At 71.5% G+C, this 22246-nt stretch carries 16 protein-coding genes and 1 pseudogene; 11 read left to right on the top strand and 6 right to left on the bottom strand.

Features of this window, described 5'->3' with window-relative positions:
- The first annotated feature begins 111 nt into the window (after positions 1–111).
- Positions 112–1491, top strand: a complete 1380-nt coding sequence (locus AB0B55_RS31895; protein WP_357133301.1) for a glycine--tRNA ligase — start codon at positions 112–114, stop codon at positions 1489–1491.
- Between the two features lie 107 nt (positions 1492–1598).
- Here the strand turns inward: AB0B55_RS31895 and AB0B55_RS31890 are convergent, their stop codons facing one another.
- Positions 1599–2573 carry a type IV toxin-antitoxin system AbiEi family antitoxin domain-containing protein gene (locus AB0B55_RS31890; RefSeq protein WP_357133303.1) on the bottom strand — a complete coding sequence of 325 codons (975 nt, stop codon included), beginning with the start codon at positions 2571–2573 and terminating at the stop codon, positions 1599–1601.
- A gap of 178 nt (positions 2574–2751) precedes the next feature.
- Here AB0B55_RS31890 and dusB point away from each other — a divergent pair, with 178 nt between their 5' ends.
- The gene (dusB, locus tag AB0B55_RS31885; RefSeq protein ID WP_357133305.1) at positions 2752–3915 is read left to right on the top strand and encodes a tRNA dihydrouridine synthase DusB; all 1164 of its coding nucleotides are present in this window, start codon (positions 2752–2754) and stop codon (positions 3913–3915) included.
- Positions 3916–4019: 104 nt separating this feature from the next.
- Here dusB and AB0B55_RS31880 read toward each other — a convergent pair whose 3' ends face one another.
- Together AB0B55_RS31880 and AB0B55_RS31875 are read right to left on the bottom strand one after the other, a co-directional pair.
- Complete coding sequence (locus AB0B55_RS31880; RefSeq protein WP_357133307.1) at positions 4020–4679, bottom strand: C39 family peptidase; 660 nt, start codon at positions 4677–4679, stop codon at positions 4020–4022.
- Positions 4680–5339: 660 nt separating this feature from the next.
- A complete protein-coding gene (locus tag AB0B55_RS31875) occupies positions 5340–7055 on the bottom strand; it encodes a beta-N-acetylhexosaminidase (protein WP_357175830.1) in 1716 nt (571 codons plus the stop codon).
- 274 nt (positions 7056–7329) lie between these two features.
- Here AB0B55_RS31875 and ppdK point away from each other — a divergent pair, with 274 nt between their 5' ends.
- The 4 genes from ppdK (at position 7330) to AB0B55_RS31855 (ending at position 12676) form a co-directional block, all read left to right on the top strand.
- A complete protein-coding gene (gene ppdK / locus AB0B55_RS31870) occupies positions 7330–10038 on the top strand; it encodes a pyruvate, phosphate dikinase (RefSeq protein ID WP_357133309.1) in 2709 nt (902 codons plus the stop codon).
- A gap of 155 nt (positions 10039–10193) precedes the next feature.
- Positions 10194–10547 carry a VOC family protein gene (locus AB0B55_RS31865; protein ID WP_357133311.1) on the top strand — a complete coding sequence of 118 codons (354 nt, stop codon included), beginning with the start codon at positions 10194–10196 and terminating at the stop codon, positions 10545–10547.
- A 48-nt stretch (positions 10548–10595) separates the two neighbouring features.
- Complete coding sequence (locus AB0B55_RS31860) at positions 10596–11831, top strand: deoxyguanosinetriphosphate triphosphohydrolase (RefSeq protein ID WP_357175818.1); 1236 nt, start codon at positions 10596–10598, stop codon at positions 11829–11831.
- Between the two features lie 14 nt (positions 11832–11845).
- Positions 11846–12676: a siderophore-interacting protein gene (locus AB0B55_RS31855; RefSeq protein ID WP_357133315.1), complete on the top strand. Its 831-nt coding sequence runs from the start codon at positions 11846–11848 to the stop codon at positions 12674–12676.
- Between the two features lie 12 nt (positions 12677–12688).
- Here AB0B55_RS31855 and AB0B55_RS31850 read toward each other — a convergent pair whose 3' ends face one another.
- Positions 12689–13876 (bottom strand): low temperature requirement protein A, encoded by a 1188-nt coding sequence (locus AB0B55_RS31850; RefSeq protein WP_357133317.1) that lies wholly within the window; start codon positions 13874–13876, stop codon positions 12689–12691.
- Between the two features lie 114 nt (positions 13877–13990).
- On the opposite strand from AB0B55_RS31850, the pseudogene dnaG reads away from it, so the two are divergent.
- Both dnaG and AB0B55_RS31840 read left to right on the top strand, forming a co-directional pair.
- Positions 13991–15893, top strand: a pseudogene (dnaG, locus tag AB0B55_RS31845) (DNA primase).
- Positions 15894–16430: a hypothetical protein gene (locus tag AB0B55_RS31840; protein ID WP_357133319.1), complete on the top strand. Its 537-nt coding sequence runs from the start codon at positions 15894–15896 to the stop codon at positions 16428–16430.
- 7 nt (positions 16431–16437) lie between these two features.
- Here the strand turns inward: AB0B55_RS31840 and AB0B55_RS31835 are convergent, their stop codons facing one another.
- Positions 16438–17457, bottom strand: a complete 1020-nt coding sequence (locus AB0B55_RS31835) for a TAXI family TRAP transporter solute-binding subunit (protein WP_357175815.1) — start codon at positions 17455–17457, stop codon at positions 16438–16440.
- Entirely contained in the window at positions 17454–19583 is a 2130-nt protein-coding gene (locus AB0B55_RS31830) for a TRAP transporter fused permease subunit (RefSeq protein WP_357175812.1), read from the bottom strand. The genes AB0B55_RS31835 and AB0B55_RS31830 overlap by 4 nt, the downstream gene beginning before the upstream one ends.
- Before the next feature lie 490 nt (positions 19584–20073).
- Between AB0B55_RS31830 and AB0B55_RS31825 the strand changes: the two genes are divergently transcribed.
- From AB0B55_RS31825 to AB0B55_RS31815, 3 genes are all read left to right on the top strand, one after another.
- Complete coding sequence (locus AB0B55_RS31825) at positions 20074–21006, top strand: ABC transporter ATP-binding protein (RefSeq protein WP_357175809.1); 933 nt, start codon at positions 20074–20076, stop codon at positions 21004–21006.
- Between the two features lie 128 nt (positions 21007–21134).
- Positions 21135–21239 (top strand): DUF397 domain-containing protein, encoded by a 105-nt coding sequence (locus AB0B55_RS31820; RefSeq protein ID WP_357133381.1) that lies wholly within the window; start codon positions 21135–21137, stop codon positions 21237–21239.
- A 201-nt stretch (positions 21240–21440) separates the two neighbouring features.
- Positions 21441–22241 carry an ABC transporter permease gene (locus tag AB0B55_RS31815; RefSeq protein WP_357175805.1) on the top strand — a complete coding sequence of 267 codons (801 nt, stop codon included), beginning with the start codon at positions 21441–21443 and terminating at the stop codon, positions 22239–22241.
- The last annotated feature ends 5 nt before the right edge of the window (positions 22242–22246 follow it).

Here is a 22246-nt window from a genome sequence, read left to right as displayed (position 1 = left end):
GCCCCCGGTATTCTGCTGGGCTCGGGGCGACGGTGGTCGTACCGTTGTTCCGAACCGACCGTTCCATCCACATCTCGCCCCCGCCGACCGCCAGCCGGCGTAGGAGGAAACATGCCAGCCGACCGTATCGACGCCGTCGTCAGCCTCGCCAAGCGCCGAGGCTTCGTCTTCCCCTCCAGCGAGATCTACGGAGGCACCCGGTCGGCGTGGGACTACGGTCCGCTCGGCGTGGAGCTGAAGGAGAACGTCCGCCGGCAGTGGTGGAAGACCATGGTCCAGCAGCGCGACGACGTCGTCGGCCTCGACTCCGCGGTGATCCTGGCCCGCAAGGTGTGGGAGGCGTCCGGCCACATCGCCGAGTTCGTCGACCCGCTCACCGAGTGCCAGTTCTGCCACAAGCGGTTCCGGGCGGACCACATCGAGGAGGCGTACGAGGCCAAGCACGGCCACGCGCCCACCTCGCTCGCCGAGGTCAACTGCCCCAACTGCGGCAACAAGGGCACCTTCACCGAGCCGAAGATGTTCAACGGCCTCATGAAGACGTACCTGGGCCCGGTGGAGAGCGACGAGGGGATGCACTACCTGCGCCCGGAGACCGCGCAGGGCATCTTCGTCAACTACAAGAACGTCGAGACGGTCGCCCGCAAGAAGCCCCCGTTCGGCATCGCGCAGACCGGCAAGTCGTTCCGCAACGAGATCACCCCGGGCAACTTCATCTTCCGGACCCGCGAGTTCGAGCAGATGGAGATGGAGTTCTTCGTCGAGCCGGGCACCGACGAGCAGTGGCACGAGTACTGGCTCCAGGAGCGCTGGAACTGGTACCTCGACCTCGGCCTGTCGGCGGACAATCTGCGCCTGTACGAGCACCCCGCCGAGAAGCTGTCGCACTACTCGAAGCGCACCGTCGACATCGAGTACCGGTTCCAGTTCGGCGGGACCGAGTTCGCCGAGCTGGAGGGTGTCGCCAACCGCACCGACTTCGACCTCTCCACGCACAGCAAGCACTCCGGCGTCGACCTGTCGTACTTCGACCAGACCAAGAGCGAGCGCTGGATGCCGTACGTCATCGAGCCGGCCGCCGGTCTGACCCGGGCGGTGCTCGCCTTCCTGCTCGAGGCGTACGACGAGGACGAGGCCCCGAACACCAAGGGTGGCGTGGACAAGCGCACGGTGATGCGGTTCGACCCGCGCCTGGCCCCGGTCAAGGTGGCGGTGCTGCCGCTGTCGCGTAACGAGGCGCTGTCGCCCAAGGCGAAGGACCTCGCCGCGCTGCTGCGCAAGCGTTGGGTGGTGGAGTTCGACGACTCGCAGGCCATCGGCCGCCGCTACCGCCGGCAGGACGAGATCGGCACCCCGTTCTGCGTGACCGTCGACTTCGACACCCTGGACGACAACGCCGTGACGGTCCGGAACCGGGACACCATGGGTCAGGAGCGCGTCTCCCTGGACCAGGTCGAGCGGTACCTCATCGAGCGCCTCCCCGGCTGCTGACGTGTAAGGAAGGGCCCCTTCTTAACGCCTCAGGTATAGGAGGGGCCCCTTCCTAACTCTGCTGCGCGAGCTGAGCCGAGCGGAGTCGTATCGGCCGTCGTACTCGATCAGGTCCTGGCATTTTCCGGGTCGGCCGGATCGACCCTGACCCGGAGCGTGGCTCCGACGCCCTGCCGGGACTCGTACGCGTCCTCGACAGTTCGTCGAATGCGGTCCGGATGACGTCGGAGCTGCGCTGGCGTCACGTGCAGAACTAGGACACCGTGCCGGCTCAGCTCGTTGTGCCGCTCCAGCGTCCGAGCCCAGTCACTCGGGCTGAAGTGGTACTCCTGTGAATCGACCTCCAGCGCCACCGCCGAATCGGGCAGGTACCCGTCCGGCGTCGGCAATACCGCCCCGTCGAGTGTGCGAAGGCGAGGATTCCAGCGAATCCGCGGCAGGATCGGGCTGTCTGCCAGGCACTCACGCAGCTCCGCCTCCGGAGCTGACCGGGTGCCGGCCACGACCTCCGCGTACGCCATCCTGACCAGCGCGGTGCGACTGCGCCGCGCCCGGCGGATCTCCTCGTCCAACCTGCGTAGGTCCGTGAACCCGCGCTGGATGGACTCGGCGACGACGGCCCGCACAGGGCGAAGCTGCCCAAGGTCGCGGGCCGCGTCCACCACCGCCCGCGCTGGCGAACAGACGGGGTAGGGCGCGCTCGAACGCGGCCGGCTGTCCAGTGCCAAGGCTCGCCGAACAACGGCGTAGCCCGCCGACCGACGCCGCGCGTAGTGCGGCACGACCAGGTGTACGTCGGTGTTACGCGGAATCTGCCGGAACCCGTACCAGGTGAGCGCGGCCAAGCTGGTCAGCTGCGCCTGCGGCCCGGCGTAGAGCGCGGCGGAGATCCGCCGTTGTTCATCGGTCAGCATGCCCGTGAACAGGGCGTACGTCGCTGGCAGGACGCGTTGCCACTGGCCGCGCCGGGCCTGGCGGTAGAGGTACATGTCGTTGTAGCCGGCGGCGAGCAACTGAGCCCGGGTGGCGATCTGCTGCTGCCGCTCGACCACTGCCGCCAGCTCGGGTGGATGTTCACGCATGAGGGCAGCCTGACTGCGGGAACCAGGCCGTGTCCTGCCCCGCCCTACGGCCTGTGGAAACTCCGGCGGGGTGTGGATAACTCCGTTGATCATGCGGCGGTGTGATATGCGTCGTGTGAGGAAGGGGCCCTTCCTATGCGCTAGGCGGTAAGGAGGGGCCGTTCCTTACACTTGTGCGGTGACCGTGCCCGCGCTGCGCCCGCTGACCCTCGGGCCGTACCAGGTGTCACCGCCGGTGGTGCTCGCGCCGATGGCCGGGATCACCAACATCGGCTTCCGCCGGCTCTGCCGTGAGCAGGGCGGCGGCATCTACGTCTGCGAGATGATCACGACCCGGGCGCTGGTCGAGCGGAACCCGAAGACGCTGCGCATGATCGCCTTCGGCGACGACGAGCAGCCACGCAGCCTCCAGCTCTACGGCACCGACCCGGAGATCACCGCCGCCGCCGTGCGGATCGTCGTCGAGCGGAACCTGGCCGACCACATCGACCTCAACTTCGGCTGCCCCGTACCCAAGGTCACCCGGCGGGGCGGTGGCGCGGCGCTGCCGTGGCGGCGCCGGCTCTTCGCCCGCCTGGTGAAGGCCGCGGTGGACGCCGCCGCACCCTCCGGCGTGCCGGTCACGGTCAAGATGCGCAAGGGCATCGACGACGACCACCTGACGTACGTCGAGGCCGGGCTCGCCGCGCAGGAGGCCGGCGTCGCCGCGGTGGCCCTGCACGGGCGTACGGCCTCGCAGCGCTACTCGGGCACCGCCGACTGGGACGCGATTGCCACCCTGAAGCAGGCCCTGGACGTGCCGGTGCTCGGCAACGGCGACATCTGGGAGGCCGACGACGCGCTGCGGATGGTCGCCCACACCGGCGTCGACGGCGTGGTCGTGGGTCGCGGCTGCCTGGGACGGCCGTGGCTCTTCGCCGACCTGGAGGCCGCCTTCACCGGTCGGCCGGAGCGGCGGCTGCCCACCCTCGGCGAGGTGGCGGTGACCATGCGCCGGCACGCCGAGCTGCTGGTCGACCAGTTCGTGGCGGGCGCTCGCAACCCGGCCCGGGGTGAGCGGGACGGCTGCACCGACTTCCGCAAGCACGTCGCCTGGTACCTGAAGGGTTTCCCGGTCGGCGGCGACCTGCGCCGCTCGCTGGCGATGATCGAGAGCCTGGCCCAGCTCGACGACCTGCTCGGCAAGCTCGACCCGGCAGAGCCCTTCCCGCTGACCGCGCTGGGTCAGCCGCGCGGGCGTACCAACTCGCCGGGCAAGGTCGCCCTGCCGGACGGCTGGCTGGCCAGCCGGGACGACGACACCGTCCCCGAGGGCGCCGAGATGGACGACTCCGGCGGCTGACGGCCGGCGGCGGAGGCGCGCTCCGCGACAGACCTGACGACATGCGAACAAGGGCCGGACCCCGGGTGCGGGGTCCGGCCCTTGTCGGTGGTGCGGGTCGCGGGTCAGCTGGTGGCGTAGCCGCGGGTGGCGATCCAGTCGGCGAGGTGCTCGATGGTGATCTGGTACGAGGCGGTGTCCGGGTTGGCGGAGTCGGCGATCGTGACGACGTTGCCGTTGTCGCGGTAGCCGGTCACGCTGATGTAGTGCCCGCCCTCGTAGGAGTGGGTGTTGCCGTCGGTGTCGGTGCTGGTGCCGGCGATGTTGGCGACCACGGCCCGACCGTCGTCCACGGTCTTGACCACGTCGGCGCGCAGCGTGTCGGTCTGCTTGGCGTCAGCGTCGGGGCTGCTGATCTCCACCGACCGGTAGGCGTCGGCCTTGCCGGTCTCCTTGTTCAGCACCGGGGTGATGTCGTTGATGCTGTTGGTGCCGGCCTCGGTGGTGCCCATCTCCTTGGCCATGGCGTCCACGTCGATGTTCTTACCCTGCACGCTCAGCGCGTTACGGGTAGCGGCGGGGCCGCAGTAGTAGAAGTTCGGCTGCGCCTCGTACCGCACGCCGAGCTCCCGCTCACCGTGACCCTTGCGGTCGGAAACCGTCTGGGTGCTGGGCTTGGCGTCGGACATGGCGTACGCGGCGGTCACCGGACCAGCGATCGCTCCACCGGTGAAGGCGAGGCCAGCGGCGGTCAGGGCGGTCTTACGAATCAGATCGGTACGCATGATGGCGTGCTCCTCTGCTTCATCGGGGGATACGCACTCGGCACACGGGGGTGTGCCGGACGGAAGTTCTTGGGGATCGGCCCGGCGACCCGGCGGGGCCTGCTCGGGGGTGTCCCGGAGGGTGGTGCAACGGTCCGGGCCAGCGGATCATTCCCGCCGGGGAACCGGGTACGGCCGGTGGTGCTCGGCCGTGCGGGGATGTAACGACGCCGACCCGGCGGGTGTTCCCGGCGGCGGTTGCCGCGAGCCGGCGTGGTGGTGCTCGGTGGTGCGGGGGGTGTAACGACGCCGACCCGGCGGGTGTTCCCGGCGGCGGCTGCCGGCCTGGGCCGGTGCTGCTCGGTGGTGCGGGGGATGTAACGACGCCGACCCGGTGGGTGTTCCCCGGGGGCCGAACGGGCGCTGCGGCCTGTAGGTCGCGGCGGCATGGTCGGTATAACGACCCCGCCCGACCCGCGATTCCGCCGCCCGGGTGCCGTCCGCCACGGGACGATCACACCACGGCCGCCCAAATCACCCACCCGGACCGGACCTCACCCGCCAATCGGGGTGATCGACTCGACGTCGGCGATGTCGGGGTATCCGGGCGCGCGGGACACCCCGATATCGGTCAACCCGAGTCGATCATGGTCGGTTGACAACCTCGGGGGTGCCGTGTCGTCAGCGTTCGGCGGTGTCTGCCTTGGCGGCGGGGCGCTGGCCCGGGATGGTCGGAATGGCCGGCCAGGGGATCTCGGGGCTGCGGTGGAAGGTGATCCCGGCGGTGGACCAGCGCGGGCCGTGTCCGGCCAGCCGGTCCCGGAAGCCGGCCCAATCGTGCGTCGCCCGGGGCGACCAGCCCAGCTCGGCGATGGCGGGGAGCCGGGGGAGCAGCAGGAACTCGATGTCGGCCAGCGAGGTGACCGATTCGGTCCACAGCGGGGCCTCCACGCCGAGGACGGCCGTGCTGGGCACGCCGTCGACGTGTGTGCCCGGATCCCAGTCGTACGCGCGGCGTACGTCGATGAGGCCGGCCCAGTCGTGCCCGATCGGGGTCTCGTCGGCGTACTTCATGTCCAGGTACGCGTGGTTGCCGGGGGAGACGATCAGTCGGGCGCCCCGGCGGACGGCGTCGGCGGTGGTGGGGTCGTCGGTGTCCGTACCCCACCACTGCAGGACCCGCCCGTCGACGTGGGCGGCCGGGGCGAGCTGATGCCAGCCCACCACGGTCTTGCCGGTGTCGGCGACGAGTCGCTGCGCCCTCTGCACGAAACCGGTGTAGACCTCGCCCTTGACCTTGAACGCCTCGTCGCCGCCGATGTGCAGCCACGGCCCCGGGGTGAGGGCGGCGACCTCACCGAGTACGTCGGCGATGAAGTCGTACGTCTGCTCGTCGGCCGGGTCGACGTAGCTGAAACCGACCTCGGTGCCGGTGTACGGCGCGGGCGCGACCTTGTCCGGCGCGAGGCGCGGGTACGCGACGAGCGCCGCGTTGGTGTGGCCCGGAAGGTCGATCTCCGGGACGACGGTGACGTGCCGGGCGGACGCGTACGAGACGATCCGCCGGTAGTCGGCCTTGGTGTAGTGCCCGCCGGGGCCGCCGCCGACCTCGCTCGCCCCGCCGACGGTGGCGAGCCTCGGCCAGGAGTCGACGGCGATGCGCCAGCCCTGATCGTCGGTGAGGTGCAGGTGCAGGTGGTTGAGCTTGTAGCGGGCCAGGTGGTCGATCACCCGCAGGACGTCCTCGACGGCGAAGAAGTGTCGGGCCACGTCGAGCATCGCGCCCCGGTACGGGAAGCGGGGACGGTCCAGGATCGTGCCGCCGGGCAACGCCCAGCGGGCAGCCACCGGCGTCGGACTCTCCACGGCGGCCGGGAGGAGCTGCCGGAGCGTCTGGACGCCGTAGAAGAGACCGGTGGCGGTCGCGGCGATGACGCGTACCCCGGTGGTGGTCACGTCGAGCCGGTAGCCCTCCGCCCCGAGGTCGGCGCTCTCGCCGGGGGTGGGGGGCGTCGTCGGGGTCGTGCCGGCCAGGGTGAGCGTCACCGTGCCGGTCGACTCCGTCGCGAGGGTGTCGGCGACGGGCAGCGGGAAGCCGGTCGCCGGGCGCAGCAGCTGGGCCAGGTGGTCGGCCACCTCCCGGGCGCCCGGGTGGGCGGTGACCCGGATGGCGGTGTCCCCGTCGAGCACGAACGTCACCCCCGGGTCCGCGTCGAGGAGTTCCGGTGCCGGCACGACGTTGTCGAGGCCGACCGGCGGGGCGAGCAGGTCGTCACCGGCCGCCCGAGCGGCGAGCGCCGCCAGGTCACCGGCCTCCGGCTGGTGCGCGGGCAGCGCGATCCCGTCGGCGGCGGCGAGGTGAGCGGCGGTGCTCGGGTCCGGGGTGGGGGAGGAGATCGGGAGGGAGGACACGACGACGGCTCCGGAAGGGGTTATTTCGCGTCGGATATGGCAAAAGCGAGCTTCGGCAGATCCAGTGGCGTCAACAATACGAGGACCGGAGATATTGCGTGATCGTGCGCGTGGAAGCGTTCCCAAAAACCGGTACGAACGCGGATAGTCGTGATAGCTGTGCCTATTGTCACCGAACGGTCCCAGGCCACCCGATCTTCGCTTAACCTTCGCCCTGAACCTTCGTTAAGTGTCAATCCGGCGCGCGTGGGAGGCTCTGGTGGCAGCGCAAGAGACCGACGAACACAAGTACGTCTACGACTTCTCCGAGGGCAACAAGGACCTGAAGGACCTGCTCGGAGGCAAGGGCGCCAACCTCGCCGAGATGACCAACCTCGGCCTGCCCGTGCCGCCCGGCTTCACCATCACCACCGAGGCGTGCCAGGCGTACCTCGCGACCGGCCGGGAGCCCGACGGCCTCGCCGGTCAGATCGAGGCGCACCTGCAGGCGCTGGAGCGCGAGATGGGCAAGCGTCTCGGCGACCCGGGCGACCCGCTGCTGGTGTCCGTCCGTTCCGGCGCGAAGTTCTCCATGCCCGGCATGATGGAGACCGTCCTCAACGTCGGCCTCAACGACCAGAGCGTGGTGGGACTCGCCGCGCAGGCGGGCCAGAACGACCGCTTCGCCTGGGACTCGTACCGCCGACTCATCCAGATGTTCGGCAAGACCGTCTGCGAGGTGCCGGGCGAGGAGTTCGAGCACGCCCTCGACGAGATCAAGAGCGCCAAGGGTACGCACAACGACCTGGACCTGGACGCGGACGACCTGCGAGGGCTCGTCGACGCGTACAAGAAGATCTTCGCCAAGCACACCGGCCGGGAGTTCCCACAGCAGCCGCGTGAGCAGCTCGACCTGGCCATCCGCGCCGTCTTCGAGTCGTGGAACGCCGAGCGCGCGGTGCTCTACCGCCGCCAGGAGCGCATCCCGGCCGACCTCGGCACCGCCGTCAACGTGGTGACCATGGTCTTCGGCAACCTCGGCCCGGACTCGGGCACCGGGGTCGCGTTCACCCGGGACCCGGGCAGCGGCGCGCAGGGCATCTACGGCGACTACCTGGCCAACGCCCAGGGCGAGGACGTGGTGGCCGGCATCCGCAACACGGTGCCGTTGCAGGAGTTGGAGCGACTGGACAAGTCCTCCTACGACGAGCTGTTGTCGATCATGGCCCGGTTGGAGGAGCACTACCGGGACCTGTGCGACATCGAGTTCACCATCGAGCGCGGCAAGCTGTGGATGTTGCAGACGAGGGTCGGCAAGCGGACGGCCGCCGCCGCGTTCGTCATCGCCGGGCAGCTCGTCGACGAGGGCCTGATCGACGAGGACGAGGCCCTGCACCGGGTCAACGGCGCGCAGCTCGCCCAGCTCATGTTCCCCCGCTTCCAGCTCGACCACGAGTTCGAGGCGGTCGCCACGGGCATCGGCGCGTCACCCGGCGCGGCGTCCGGCAAGGTGGTCTTCACCTCCGCGCGGGCCGTCGAGCTGGCCGCCGAGGGTGAGTCGGTGATCCTGGTCCGCCGGGAGACCAACCCCGACGACCTGAACGGCATGATCGCCGCGAAGGGCATCCTCACCTCGCGCGGCGGCAAGACCAGCCACGCCGCGGTGGTGGCCCGGGGCATGGGCAAGACCTGCGTCTCCGGCGCGGACGAGATCGACGTCAACGTGCCCGCGAAGCGGTTCACCGTGGCCGGGCAGACCGTCGACGAGGGCGACGTCGTCTCCATCGACGGCACCACCGGCAAGGTGTACCTGGGCGAGGTGCCGGTCATGCCGTCGGAGGTGGTGCAGTACTTCGAGGGCAGCCTCGACGACGAACACGTCGACAACCCGCTCGTCCGGGCCGTACACCGGATCATGACGCACGCCGACGGGAAGCGGCGGCTGGCGGTCCGCACGAACGCCGACACCGGCGCGGACGCGGCCCGCGCCCGGCGCTTCGGCGCCGAGGGCATCGGGCTGTGCCGCACCGAGCACATGTTCCTCGGTGACCGGCGCGAGCTGGTGGAGCGGCTGATCCTGGCCCGCGCCGAGGGTGAGCGCGGCGAGGCGCTGGCCGCGCTGCTGCCGATGCAGCGGGCCGACTTCGAGGAGATCTTCCGCGAGATGGACGGCCTGCCGGTCACCGTCCGGCTCATCGACCCGCCGCTGCACGAGTTCCTACCGCCGCTGGAACAGCTCGCGGTCAACGTGGCGGTCGCCCAGGAGCGCGGCGAGGACGTGGCCAAGGAGGAGGCGCTGCTCGCGGCCGTCCGGCGGATGCACGAGGAGAACCCGATGCTCGGGCTGCGGGGCGTACGCCTCGGCCTGGTCATCCCCGGCCTGTTCGCGATGCAGGTCCGGGCCATCGCCGAGGCCGCCGTCGCGGTCGTCCGCGCCGGCGGCAAAGCCTGCCCCGAGATCATGGTGCCGCTGGTCGGGGCCGTGCAGGAGTTGGAGACGGTACGCGCCGAGGCCGAGAAGATCATCGCCGAGGTGGTCGGGGACAGCGGCGTCGAGGTGCTGATCGGCACCATGATCGAGGTGCCCCGGGCGGCGCTGACCGCCGGTCAGATCGCCGAGGCCGCCGAGTTCTTCTCGTTCGGCACCAACGACCTGACGCAGATGGGCTGGGGCTTCTCCCGGGACGACGTCGAGGGCGCGTTCTTCTGGCGGTACCTGGAGCTGGGCATCTTCGGCATCTCGCCGTTCGAGTCGATCGACCGTGACGGCGTCGGCCGGCTGGTGCGGATCGCCGCCGAGGAGGGGCGGGCCGCCCGCCCCGGGCTGAAGCTCGGCGTCTGTGGCGAGCACGGCGGCGACCCCGACTCGGTGCACTTCTTCCACGAGGTCGGCCTGGACTACGTGTCCTGCTCGCCGTTCCGGGTGCCGGTCGCACGCCTGGAGGCTGGCCGCGCGGCAGTGCAGACCGACGGCTCGGACAGTCGCTGACGCGTGACGCCGTGGCGGACCCGGGCGACCGGGCCGCCACGGCGCCCCACCACCCGTCGCCGCGTCGGGGGCACGTCAAGGAGCCGTGACGGGCGTAACCTTGGCTCGCTCGCAACGGCCGATTGTCTACGCCGTCGAACGGGAAGGGTGACTGAATGACAAGCGTCTGGGAGAGCCTCACCGTCGATGCCCGTGATCCGGCACGGCTGGCCCGCTGGTGGGCCGAGGCGCTCGGCTATCAGATCATTTCCGACAAGCCGAGTGGCGTGGAGATCCGCCAGTCGCCGGATCGGTCCCCCGCGATCTTCTTCGGCCCGGTCGCCGAGGGCAAGGTACGAAAGAACCGGCTCCACCTCGACCTGCGTCCCGCCGACCGGGAGGCCGAGGTCGAGCGACTGGTCGACATGGGCGCCCGGCACGTCGACATCGGTCAGGGCGACGTGGAGTGGACGGTGCTCGCCGACCCGGAGGGCAACGAGTTCTGCGTGCTGCCTGAGCGCGAGGAGTGAGCCGGTTTTGCGAGCCCCGCAGTCGCGAACAACAGCGGCTGAGTGAAAGTGAGCGTTGATCCGGCCGACCGGTTGGTGGCGGAGCCGCCCAAGGACACCGGCCACCGCCGGTCGCCGTACGAGCGTGATCGTGCCCGGGTGCTGCACTCGGCCGCGTTCCGCCGGTTGGCCACCAAGACGCAGGTGCACACCGCCGGCACCGACGACTTCCTGCGTACGCGGCTGACGCACTCGTTGGAGGTGGCCCAGATCGCCCGTGAGATGGGTGCCCGGTTGGGCTGTGACCCGGACGTCGTCGACGTCGCCGGGCTCGCCCACGACCTGGGGCACCCGCCGTTCGGGCACAACGGCGAGGCCGCGCTGGACCTGCTCGCGTCGCCCTGCGGCGGCTTCGAGGGCAACGCGCAGACGCTGCGGGTGCTGACCCGGTTGGAGGCGAAGGTGCTCGCCCCGGACGGGTCGTCCGCCGGGCTGAACCTGACCCGGGCGTCGCTCGACGCGATCGGCAAGTACCCGTGGCCGCGCCGCCCGGGGCAGCGCAAATTCGGGGTGTACGCCGACGACACGGCGGTGTTCGAGTGGCTCCGGGCCGGTGCGCCGGGAGACCGGCGCTGCCTGGAGGCGCAGGTGATGGACTGGGCCGACGACGTCGCGTACTCGGTGCACGACGTCGAGGACGGCATCCACGGCGGGTACGTCACGCTGCGTCCGCTGCTCGCCGACGCCGACGAACGGGCCGCGCTCTGTGCCGACGTGGCCGCCACGTACTCGGGGGAGTCCTCGGCCGATCTGGCCGAGGTGCTGGTCGCGTTGCTGGCCGACCCGCTGCTCGCCCCCCTCGCCGCGTACGACGGCAGCCATCGTGCCCAGGTCGCGCTGAAGGCGACCACGAGCGGGCTGACCGGCCGGTTCGTGTCGGCGGCGGTGGAGGCCACCGAGCAGCGGTACGGCCCCGGCCCACACCGCCGGTACGCCGCCGACCTGGTGGTGCCGAGGCGGGTCCGGGCGCAGTGTGCGCTGCTCAAGGGCATCGCCCTGCGGTACGTGATGCGGCGCACCGGGTTCCGGGGTCGCTACGAGCGCCAGCGGACGATGTTGGCCGAACTGGTGGCCGCGCTGGTGCGGCGGGCGCCGGACGGGCTTGATCCGATCTTCGCCCCGCTGTGGCGGGCCGCGCCCGACGACGACGCCCGGCTGCGCGTCGTGATTGACCAGGTCGCCTCGCTCACCGATCCGGCGGCGGTGAGCTGGCACACCCGTCTGGTGGACAGCTCGACTACTTAGGTTAGCCTAACTGCATGACGGAACGCCCCAGGAACGTCACCTCGGTCCGGGTGCTGCGCACCGAACGACCCACCCCGCACCTGATCCGGCTCGTCCTCGGTGGGGACGAACTGGTCGGCCTGCCGGTGGGCGAGTTCACCGACCACTACATCAAGCTGGTCTTCCCGCAGCCCGGTGTCGCGTACCCCGAGCCGCTCGACCTCGTCGCGATCCGCCGGGACATGCCCCGCGAGCAGTGGCCCCGGCTGCGCGCGTACACCGTGCGCCGGTGGGACCCGCGCGCCGGCGAGCTGACCGTCGACGTGGTGCACCACGGCGACGAGGGCCTGGCCGGGCCGTGGGCCGCCGCGCTGCGCCCCGGTGACCCGGTGCACTTCGTCGGCCCCGGCGGGGCGTACGCGCCGGACCCGGACGCGGACTGGCACCTGCTGGTCGGCGACGAGAGCGCCCTGCCGGCGATCGCCGCCGCGCTGGAACGGCTGCCGGTGGGCGCCCCGGCACACGTCTTCGTGGAGATCGCCGACCCGGCGGACGAGCAGAAGTTGCTCAGCCCCGGAGCGGTCACGCTCAGCTGGCTGCACCGTGGCGAACGCCCGGTGGGCGAGGCGCTGGTCGACGCGGTGCGCTCACTGGAGTTCCCGGCCGGCCAGGTGCACGCCTTCGTGCACGGCGAGGCGGCCTTCGTCCGGGAGCTGCGCCGGCTGCTGCGCGGTGAGCGCGGTGTGCCGCTGGACCGGCTCTCCATCTCCGGCTACTGGCGGCGGGGCATGGACGACGAGGGCTGGCGCTCGTCGAAGCAGGAGTGGAACCGGCAGGTCGCCGCCGAGGAGCCGGCCACCGCCTGAGCGCCGGCCAGCTCAGTCCTCGGCCGTCGTGGTGAGTCGTCGGGTGAGCAGCACCGCGTACCCGACGACCGCCACCGAGAGCAGGGACAGCATCAGCTTCGGTCCGTGCACCGCCGCGGTGATCAGGATGGCCGAGCCCACGCCGTAGCCGGCGATGCCCAGCCGACCGATGCTCGGCCGGTTCCACACCCAGTGCAACGCCAGCCCGCAGAGCACCCAGACGGTGAGCGTGGCCGCCAGCAGGAGCCGCAGCTCCATCGGCAGCCGGACCACCTCGTCGTCGGCCAGCCGGACCGTCTGCCCGAGTGCCCAGCCGAGCAGCAGTAGCGCGCCGCCGAGCGGAATATGCAGGTAGGCGTACGTCTGGCCGCCGCGCAGCCGGCGCTGTGACTCGCGGGTGGTGACGAAGGTGGTGTAGACCCACCAGACGGCCGCCGGCACCAGGAAGGCCAGTCCCGCCGTGACGATCATGTGTGGCCGCGGATGGTCGGGCACCGCGAAGAGGAGGCTGGCCAGCGCGCTGCCCAGCACGATGATGGTGAACTGCCCGATCCGTTCCGGCAGGTGCTGGTCGTCGACCGGAAACCGGTTCAGCCAGCGCTTGCCGACCCACGGGGTGGCCAGCTCGATGAGCATCGCGACGATCCACAACGTCGGGCGCGTGTCGGTGGGTACGGCCAGCGAGGCCAGCCAGATCAGCCAGCTCGACCCGAAGCCGCACAGGTAGATCGTGGTCACCGTACGGGCCATCGGGCTGGTCGGGCGGGCCCGCAGATACAGCAGGAGCAGCACACCCCGCACGATCAGGTAGCCGACCGGCAGGAGCACGCTCTCCGGCACCTCGTCCACTCCGAGCGTGATCGTTCCCGCGCCGACCAGCGCGACCAGCACCAGGATCCGGTGCGGTACGTCGTCCGGGTCGAAGCGGGTGTCGTAGAACACCTGGCCCAACCAGGCCCACTGGACCACGACGAAGAGCCCCAGCACGGCCAGCACGGCGCTCGGCGACGGTGTGGGGTCGTCGCCCAACCGGCGTGTCACCGCCGCCAGCGCGTACACGAAGATGAGGTCGAGGAAAAGCTCCAGCCAGGTGGCGTGCCGTTCGCCGGTCTCACTCGCGCGCGGGCCGGACCCCCGTATCCGCAGCCGGCCGGCCACCCAATCCGGCGGCCGGGGCGTGTTGGCGCGTACCCTGCGCATCTGGTCATGGTCCCCGCGCGGACCCGCCGGCCGGGCCGGAACGGGCGAGTCCGATGGCGGCCCCCGCCACACCGGCGTCCCCCGGACGGCGTCTCGTCGGCCCGGCAGGGCAGGATGTACGGCGAGGGGGTGGCGCATGGCTGGGCGGATCCGGGACGAGGACATCGCGCTGGTCCGGGAACGCACCTCGATCGGGGATGTGATCTCCGAGACGGTCACCCTGAAGTCCGCCGGGGGCGGCAACCTCAAGGGCCTGTGCCCGTTCCACGACGAGAAGAGCCCGTCGTTCAACGTCTCGCCGGCCCGCAACGTCTGGTACTGCTTCGGCTGCGGGGCCGGCGGCGACGCGATCAAGTTCCTGATGGACGCGGAGCACCTGAGCTTCGTCGAGTCCATCGAGCGGCTGGCCGGGCGCGCCGGCATCCAGCTCCGCTACGTCGAGGACGACCGGGGCGCCCCGCGTCCGCGCCCGCAGCAGGGCCAGCGCCAGCGACTGGTCGCCGCGCACGCCGCCGCCGTCGATTTCTACCGGGCGCAGCTCAGCACCGCCGGGGCCCGACCGGCGCGCGAGTTCCTGGCCCAACGTGGATTCGACCGGGCCGCCGCCGAGCGCTACGGGTGCGGGTTCGCGCCGGAGGGCTGGGACCTGCTCACCAAGCACCTGCGTCAGCAGGGCTTCACCCACCAGGAGCTGGTCACCGCCGGGCTGTCCCGGGAGTCCCGCTCGGGCACGCTGATCGACCGGTTCCGTCGTCGGCTGCTCTGGCCGATCCGCGACCTGGCCGGCGACGTGATCGGCTTCGGGGCGCGCAAGCTCTTCGACGACGACGACGGCCCGAAGTACCTGAACACCCCCGAGACGCCGATCTACAAGAAGTCGCACGTGCTCTACGGCCTCGACCAGGCCAAGCGGGAGATCGCCAAGCAGGGCCGGGTGGTCGTCGTCGAGGGCTACACCGACGTGATGGCCTGTCACCTGGCCGACGTGCCGACGGCGGTGGCGACCTGCGGCACGGCGTTCGGCGCGGACCACATCGGGGTGCTGCGCCGGCTCCTGCTGGACACCGACTCGGTGGCCGGCGAGATCATCTTCACCTTCGACGGGGACGCCGCCGGTCAGAAGGCGGCGCTGCGCGCGTTCGGCGACGACCAGCGCTTCGTCGGGCGGACGTTCATCGCGGTCAGCCCCGACAACATGGACCCGTGTGAGCTGCGCCTGGCCAAGGGTGACCTGGCCGTGCGGGACCTGGTCGCCCGCCGTGAACCGCTCGTCGACTTCGCGCTGCGGCACGAGATCAGCCGCTTCGACCTGGACACCGTCGATGGCCGGGTGGAGGCCATGCGCCGGGCCGCGCCGCTGGTCGCGCAACTCAAAGACCGGGAAAAACGCCCAGAGTACGTCCGCAAGCTCGCCATGGACCTCGGGATGGAGATCGAGCCGGTGCAGCGGGCCGTGCTCGCCGCCGCCAACACTCCGCCGTCCGGCGGCCGGGACGCCGCGCCCGCTGCACGGCCCGCCCCGGCCCACCCCGAGCCGGCGGTGGACAGCCCACAGTCGATGGTCGAGCGCGAGGCGTTGAAACTCGCCCTGCAACAGCCCGTGCTGGCCGGGCCCATGTTCGACGCGGTCGAGGCCAGCGAGTACCGCCACCCGTTGCACGTGGCCGTGCGCGCGGCCGTGGCGGCGGCCGGCGGGGCCGCGTCGGCGACCGGCGGCGCGGTCTGGATCGAGAAGGTCCGCGACGCCAGCGAGGATCTGGCCGCCGCCGCGCTGGTCGGCGAGCTGGCCGTGGAGCCGCTCCGTATCGACGGCGAGCCCGACCCGCGCTACGTGTCGATCACCATGGCCCGGGTGCAGTTCGGGTCGGTGACGGCCCGCATCCGCGACCTCAAGTCGCGGATCCAGCGGATCAACCCGGTCAACAACAAGGACGAGTACTTCGCCGCCTTCGGGGAGCTGCTGTCGCTGGAACAGCACGCCAGGGCGCTGCGCGAGCAGGCCGCGGGAGGGCTCTAGATGGGACTGTTCAGCCGCAAGCCGAAGCTGCCCCCGGCCGACCGGCCGCCGTTGGCCGCCGACGAGCGGGTACTCGCCTGGGCGGCGGTGGGCAACGGCGAGGGCGACGGCGTCGTCGTGGCCAGCAACCTCGGGCTGTGGCTGCCCGGTCGGGGGCACCGCATCGGCTGGCACGACCTGATCAAGGCGGTCTGGTCCGGTCGGGAGCTGACCGTCACGCCGGCCGAGACCGTCGTCGAGCGTGACGGCTACCTCGTGGTCGCCGACGGGCCGGCGGAGACGTACCTGCTGCTCGACCCCGGTGAGCTGCCACACCAGGTGCGCGCCCGGGTGACCCGTTCCGTCGCGTACACCGAACACCACCCGGTGCCCGGCGGCGCGGCGCGCGTCGCGGCCCGTCGCGCGGCCGGGGCCGACGGTCTGACCTGGACGGTCCGACTCGACCCCGGCACACCGGCGGACGACGAGGCGCTGCTCGCCGAGACCGACCGCCTGGTCGGCGTGGCCCGCGCCGCCACCGCGCCGACCGACCTCTGACCGACGGTCACCTCGCTCCCAGGTCGTTCAGCGCCTTCTCGGCGCCCCGGTGCAGCGGCACCGGCAGGGTCCGGCGGGCCCTCTCCAGCGTGATCCCCTTGGCCGCCGGGTTGGCCTGGGCCAGGGCGTCGCGCTTGTCGAACACCGTCCGGGTGATCACGCAGGCGACGTTGGCGTCCAGGTCCTCGCGAACCAGCAGCACGTTCGGCACGACGATGGTCGGGGTGTCGCTCGCCGTCCGGTACACGTCCCGACCGATCGTGCCGGCCTGATAGCCGGGGCCAAGCGCGGTCAGCTTCGGCAGCAGCGTCGAGATGTCGACGAACGTCACCGTGTCACCGGCGGTGGTGAACAGGTCCGTCAGGCCACTGGTGGGCAGGCCACCGGACCAGAAGAAGCCGTCGATGCTGCCGTCCTTGACGCCGTCGACCGTCTTGGCGAGGTCCAGTCGCTGCGCCCGGACGTCCTTGGCCGGGTCGAGTCCGGCGGCCTCCAGCAGCCGGTTCGCGATCACCTCCGTGCCGGACTTCGGGGAGCCCGTGGAGATCCGCTTACCGCGCATGCCGGCGACCGAGGTGATCCCGGCGTCCTTGCGGACCACCACCTGCGTGTAGTTGTCGTAGAGACGGGCCAAGGCCCGCACCGGCTGTGGGGCGGTGAAGCTGCCCTTGCCCTCGACCGCGTTGACCGCCGTGTCGAACAGCGAGAACGCCACGTCGTACTGGCCGCCGACCAACTGCTCCACGTTCTGCACCGACGCGCCGGTCTCGGCGGCGGTGCCGGTGAGCTTGCCGCCGGTCGCCCCGGACAACTGCCCGGCCAGGGCGTTGCCGACCGAGTAGTAGACGCCCGTCGAGTTGCCGGTGGCGATGCCCACGCGGGTCTCCCGGGTCACCTCGCAGGTGACCGCACTGGCCGTGTCGTCCGTGGCCGCGCCGCCCTGCTGGCCTCCGCAGCCGGTGACGCCCGCCAGGACGAGGGCGAGCGCGCCCACGCCCGCCGCGAGCCGTACGTCGGTTCGTCTCACAGTCTCTCCTCTGTTGGTGTTCGCGGTCGGCCCGCTGTTGGGGTGCGCGGTCGGCCCGTGGATCCGCGTCGGACGAGCACTCCCGCTGCCGCGATGGCGGCCAGCGCCACGCCCACCGCGACCGGCACGGGTTCGAGCCAGAGCAGGGTGACTCCGGCGACGGCGCCGAGCACCCGTTCCGGTACGCCGGCGGGACCCACCCCGGGCAGCCAGCCACCGGCGGCGACAGCCAGCACGGACACGCTGAGCGCCGTCACCACGGCCGCGACGGCGATCCGCGGTACGCCGCCGATGCCGAGCAGGCCCAGCCCGGTCGGGGTGATGACGAAAGCGATCGGGGTGAGGTACGCCGGCAGCGCGTACCGCAGGGTCTGCCACATGGTCGGCACCAGCCGGCCCCCGGTGACAGCGGCCGCGGCCACGGCGGCGAGCGCGGTCGGCGGGGACACCTCGGACAGCACGGCGAAGTAGAAGACGAACATCGCCGCGGCGGGCGCGGCCACGCCCAGGTCGAGCAGGGCCGGGCCGACGATCACCCACCCGATCACGAACGAGGCGGTGACCGGCACGGCCAGGCCCAGCAGGCTGAGCGCGACGGCCGCGAGCAGCGCCGTGAGCACCAGGACCAGCGTCGGGTCGGCGGTGACCGCCTTCGCCCCGCCGATCAGCAGCGCCGCCGTCTGCGGCCCGAGCCCGGTCTTCGTGGTGGTCGCCGTGATGATGCCGGCGGCGGCACACACGGCGGTGACGGCGAGCACCCCGCGTACGCCGGTGACCAGGGCGGTCACCAGCCGGGCCGGGGTGAGCCGGTGGGCGCGGTCCAGCCACGACAGCACGGCGGTGAGGACGATGGCGAACACCACGGCCCTCGTCGCGGAGACGCCGACCGCGAGGAACACGATGATCGCGATCAGCGAGGCGAAGTGGTAGCCGAAGCGGCCCAGCAGCCGCCACGGTGAGCCGACATGGAGCGCGACCGGACGTACGCCGGAGCGGCGGGCGTCGATCTCCACGGAGAGCAGGATGCCCAGGTAGTAGAGCACCATCGGCACCGTCGCCCAACCCAGCACCTGAAGGTACGAAACGCCCAGGTACTCAGCGATGATGAACGCCGCCGCCCCGAGGGTGGGCGGGGACAGGATCGCGCCCACCCCGGCCGCCGCCAGCATGCCGCCGGCCCGCTCCGGTGGATAGCCGGCGCGACGCAGCAGCGGCCAGGTGACCGCGCCGATGCTCACCGTCGTCGCCGCACCCGAGCCGGAGACGGTGCCGAGCAGGAAGCCCGAGGCCACCGCCGTCCGACCGGCGGCGGTCCGGGAGCGGCGGAACGCGGCGGTCGACAGGTCGACGAAGAACCGCCCGGCCCCGGACAGCTCCAGCACCGCGCCGTAGATGGTGAACAACACGATGTACGAGGCGGCCACGTCCAACGGGGTGCCGTAGAAACCGCTGTCGGAGTTGTAGAACGCGTCGATGAGTTGACGGAAGTCGAGCCCGGCGTGCGCGACCGGCCACGACTGCGGCAGCAACCCGCCGTAGTAGCCGTACCCGAGGAACAGCAGGCCGACCGCCGGCAGGATCCAACCGGTCGTACGCCGGCACGCCTCCAGCAGCAGGAGCAGCAGCACGGTGCCGAGCACCAGGTCCGTCGGCGCGAGCAGGCCCTGCCGGTCGAGGAACGCGTTGTAGCCGCCGCCACCCGTACCGATCGTGATCGGCAGGACGGGATAGAGGCAGGCCGCCACGGTCAGCGCGGCCAGCAGCCAGTCGACGAGGGTGGGCCGGGTGCTGGCGGTGTGGTCGGCGCGTGCCGTGCCGTCGGTGGGCCGGGTGCTGTCGGTGTGGTCGGGGCGTGCCGTGCTGTCTGCGGGCCGGGTGCTGGCGGTGGCTTGTCGCCGCCGGCGCGGGCGGGTCCAGCGCGGCAGGTCGGCCGGGTAGGCGAGGAAGACCAGCGGGAGCACACCGGCCAAGAAGATGATCAGGTAGTACTTGCTGCCCTGTGCGAGCGGGCGGAACACCTGCCAGAGAGCGAGCGTGCCGACCGCCAGCGCGACCGTGCCGAGCAGGAGGGCCGCCGGACCGGCCAACACCCGGCCGGGCCTCTCGTCCTCGAACTGGGCCGCCACGTCCCTTGTGGCCCGCTCGGCGGCGCCGCCCGGCCCGGTCGGTTGTGCGGTCTCGGTTGGCTCTGCGGTGCGGGTCGGCTCTGCGGTCTGGGTCAGTTTCGCGGTCCGGGTCGGTTTCGCGGTCTCGGGCGGTTTCGCGGTGTCGGTCGGTTCTGGGGTCTCGGCGGTCGGCTCTGCCGTGTCGGCTGGTTCCGCGGCCTCGGCCGCTGGGCGCGGTCGAGGCGGCCTGTCGGCCGCAGTCGTGACGGGCTCGTCGGCGGGGCTCGTGTCGGGCCGGTCGGCGGGGCGCGTGTCGGGCCCGTCGCCGGGCGAGTTGGCTGGTCGGGCGGGTGACGGCGGACCATCGGGCGAGCTGGCGGGCGACACAGGGGGACGATACCTGTCGATCGGCCGACGGCGTGGGGCATTGATCGGCGTTTCGCTTCCGGCGGGTCAGGGCGCGCGGGTATTTGCCTGCAGGGATGTCGGACCCGGCGGTTAGGGTCGGGCGGTGACTACCGGGCGACCACTGATTCAGGCTCGTGGGCTGGTGAAGCGGTTCGGTGACTTCACCGCCGTGGACGGCATCGACGTCGAGGTGCAGTCGGGTGAGGCGTTCGGCTTTCTGGGACCGAACGGCGCGGGCAAGTCCTCCACCATGCGCATGGTCGGTTGCACCTCGCCGCCGAGCGCCGGTGAGCTGCGCATCCTCGGCCTGGATCCGGTGGCCGACGGGCCGGCGATCCGCGCCCGCCTCGGGGTGTGCCCGCAGCTCGACAATCTCGATCCGGAGTTGACCGTCCGGGAGAACCTGACCGTCTACGCCCGCTACTTCGGCATCTCGCGCCGGGCGGCACGGGCGCGGGCCGCCGAGTTGCTCGACTTCGTCCAGCTCACCGAGCGGGCCGACAGCAAGGTCGATCCGCTCTCCGGCGGGATGAAACGACGCCTGACCATCGCCCGTGCTCTGGTCAACGACCCGGACATCGTGCTGCTCGACGAGCCGACCACCGGGCTCGACCCGCAGGCGCGGCACCTGGTGTGGGAGCGCCTGTTCCGGCTGAAGCAGCAGGGCGTCACGCTGGTGCTCACCACCCACTACATGGACGAGGCCGAGCAGCTCTGCGACCGGCTGGTGGTGATGGACGGCGGTCGGATCGTCGCCGAGGGTTCGCCCCGGGCGCTGATCGAGCGATACTCCACCCGCGAGGTGGTCGAGCTGCGCTTCGCGGCCGAGTCGCAGGCGCCGTTCGCCGACAAGCTGGACGGGGTGGGGGAGCGGGTCGAGGTGCTGCCCGACCGCGTTCTGCTCTATGTGCCCGACGGCGACGCGGCGGTCGCCGAGGTGACCGCGTCGGGTTTGCAGCCGGCGAATGTGCTGGTGCGCCGCAGCAGCCTGGAGGACGTCTTCCTGCACCTGACCGGCCGCACCCTCGTCGACTGACCCTGGTGCCGGTTGCCGCCGCCGGCCGATCGGTGGCGGTGCGGGGTGGGCCCGGGGGCGATCGGTGGCTGCTCAGCAACAAACCTGCCGGCGTGTCGTGCTGCTGAGCAGCCAACGACCATCGGGCTCTGGCCCAGGTGCGTGACTCGAAGGACCCGGACGGCCCGGTGCTCGTCTTCGAGCCCGACAGGTGGCGCGCCTTCATCGCGTCCGCCGCTGCCCGCCGAGCATGATCCATCACGCGAGCGGCCCCCGCTGGGGGTGATCCCCTCGATTTCCCGGATGTCGGGGCTTTCCGTGGCCGCCGACACCGCGACTTCCAGGAAGTCGAGTCGATCACGCAATCGCGGCGACGGGCACGGCGTAAGCGGCTCGCGGTATGTCGTACCCCTTGGGTAGACAAGGTCGTGGTCGACGCGGGTGGAGGTGGCGCGGTGAGCGTGGCGGAACGGACGCGGGCGAGACCGGGACCGCCGTGGGCGCCAGCGTCCGCGGTGTTCGGCTACTACCTGGTCGGGCTGCGGCGCACCTGGCGGGCCGGGGTGTTCTCGTCGTTCCTGCTGCCGCTGCTGACCGTGCTCGGGTTCGGCGTGGGCGTCGGGGGCTACATCGACCAGGGTGTCGGCGGGGTGCCCTACCTGGACTGGCTGGTTCCCGGGCTGATCGCCTCGACCGCGCTCCAGGTGACCGTGGGTGACTCGACGTGGCCGGTGTTCAGCAACTTCCAGTGGGTCAAGAGCTACCAGGCGCAGAGCGCGTCGCCGCTGCGCGTGGGCGACATCCTGGCCGGGCACCTGGCCTTCGTGCTGTTCCGGGTGGTCACCACGATCGCGGTGTTCCTGCTGGTCACCGGGTTGTTCGGGGCGCTGCGGTCGCCGTGGGCGGTGGTCACCCTGCCGGTGGTGGCGTTGCTCGGTCTGGCCGTGGCCGCGCCCACCTTCGCGTATGCCGCGGCGGTGTCCAGCGACAACTGGTTGGCCATGCTGTTTCGGTTCGCGGTCATCCCGATGAGCCTGTTCGCCGGGGTGTTCTTCCCGGTCGAGTCGCTGCCCGAGGCGCTGCGCTGGCTGGCGTACGCCACGCCGCTGTGGCACGCCGTCGATCTGTGCCGGGCCGCCACGCTCGGTGTCGCTCCACAGTGGTTGATCGTCGGGCACCTGCTCTACCTGGCCGCCTGGGCGGTCGCCGGGTGGCTGCTCGCGCTGCGCGCCTTCCGCCGCAAGCTCGTCGTCTAGGGGGA

This window comes from Micromonospora sp. NPDC049107 (assembly GCF_040648595.1).
Taxonomy (GTDB): domain Bacteria; phylum Actinomycetota; class Actinomycetes; order Mycobacteriales; family Micromonosporaceae; genus Micromonospora.
Note: the sequence above shows the minus strand (reverse complement) of the source record. Positions and strands in the feature narration are given on the sequence as shown.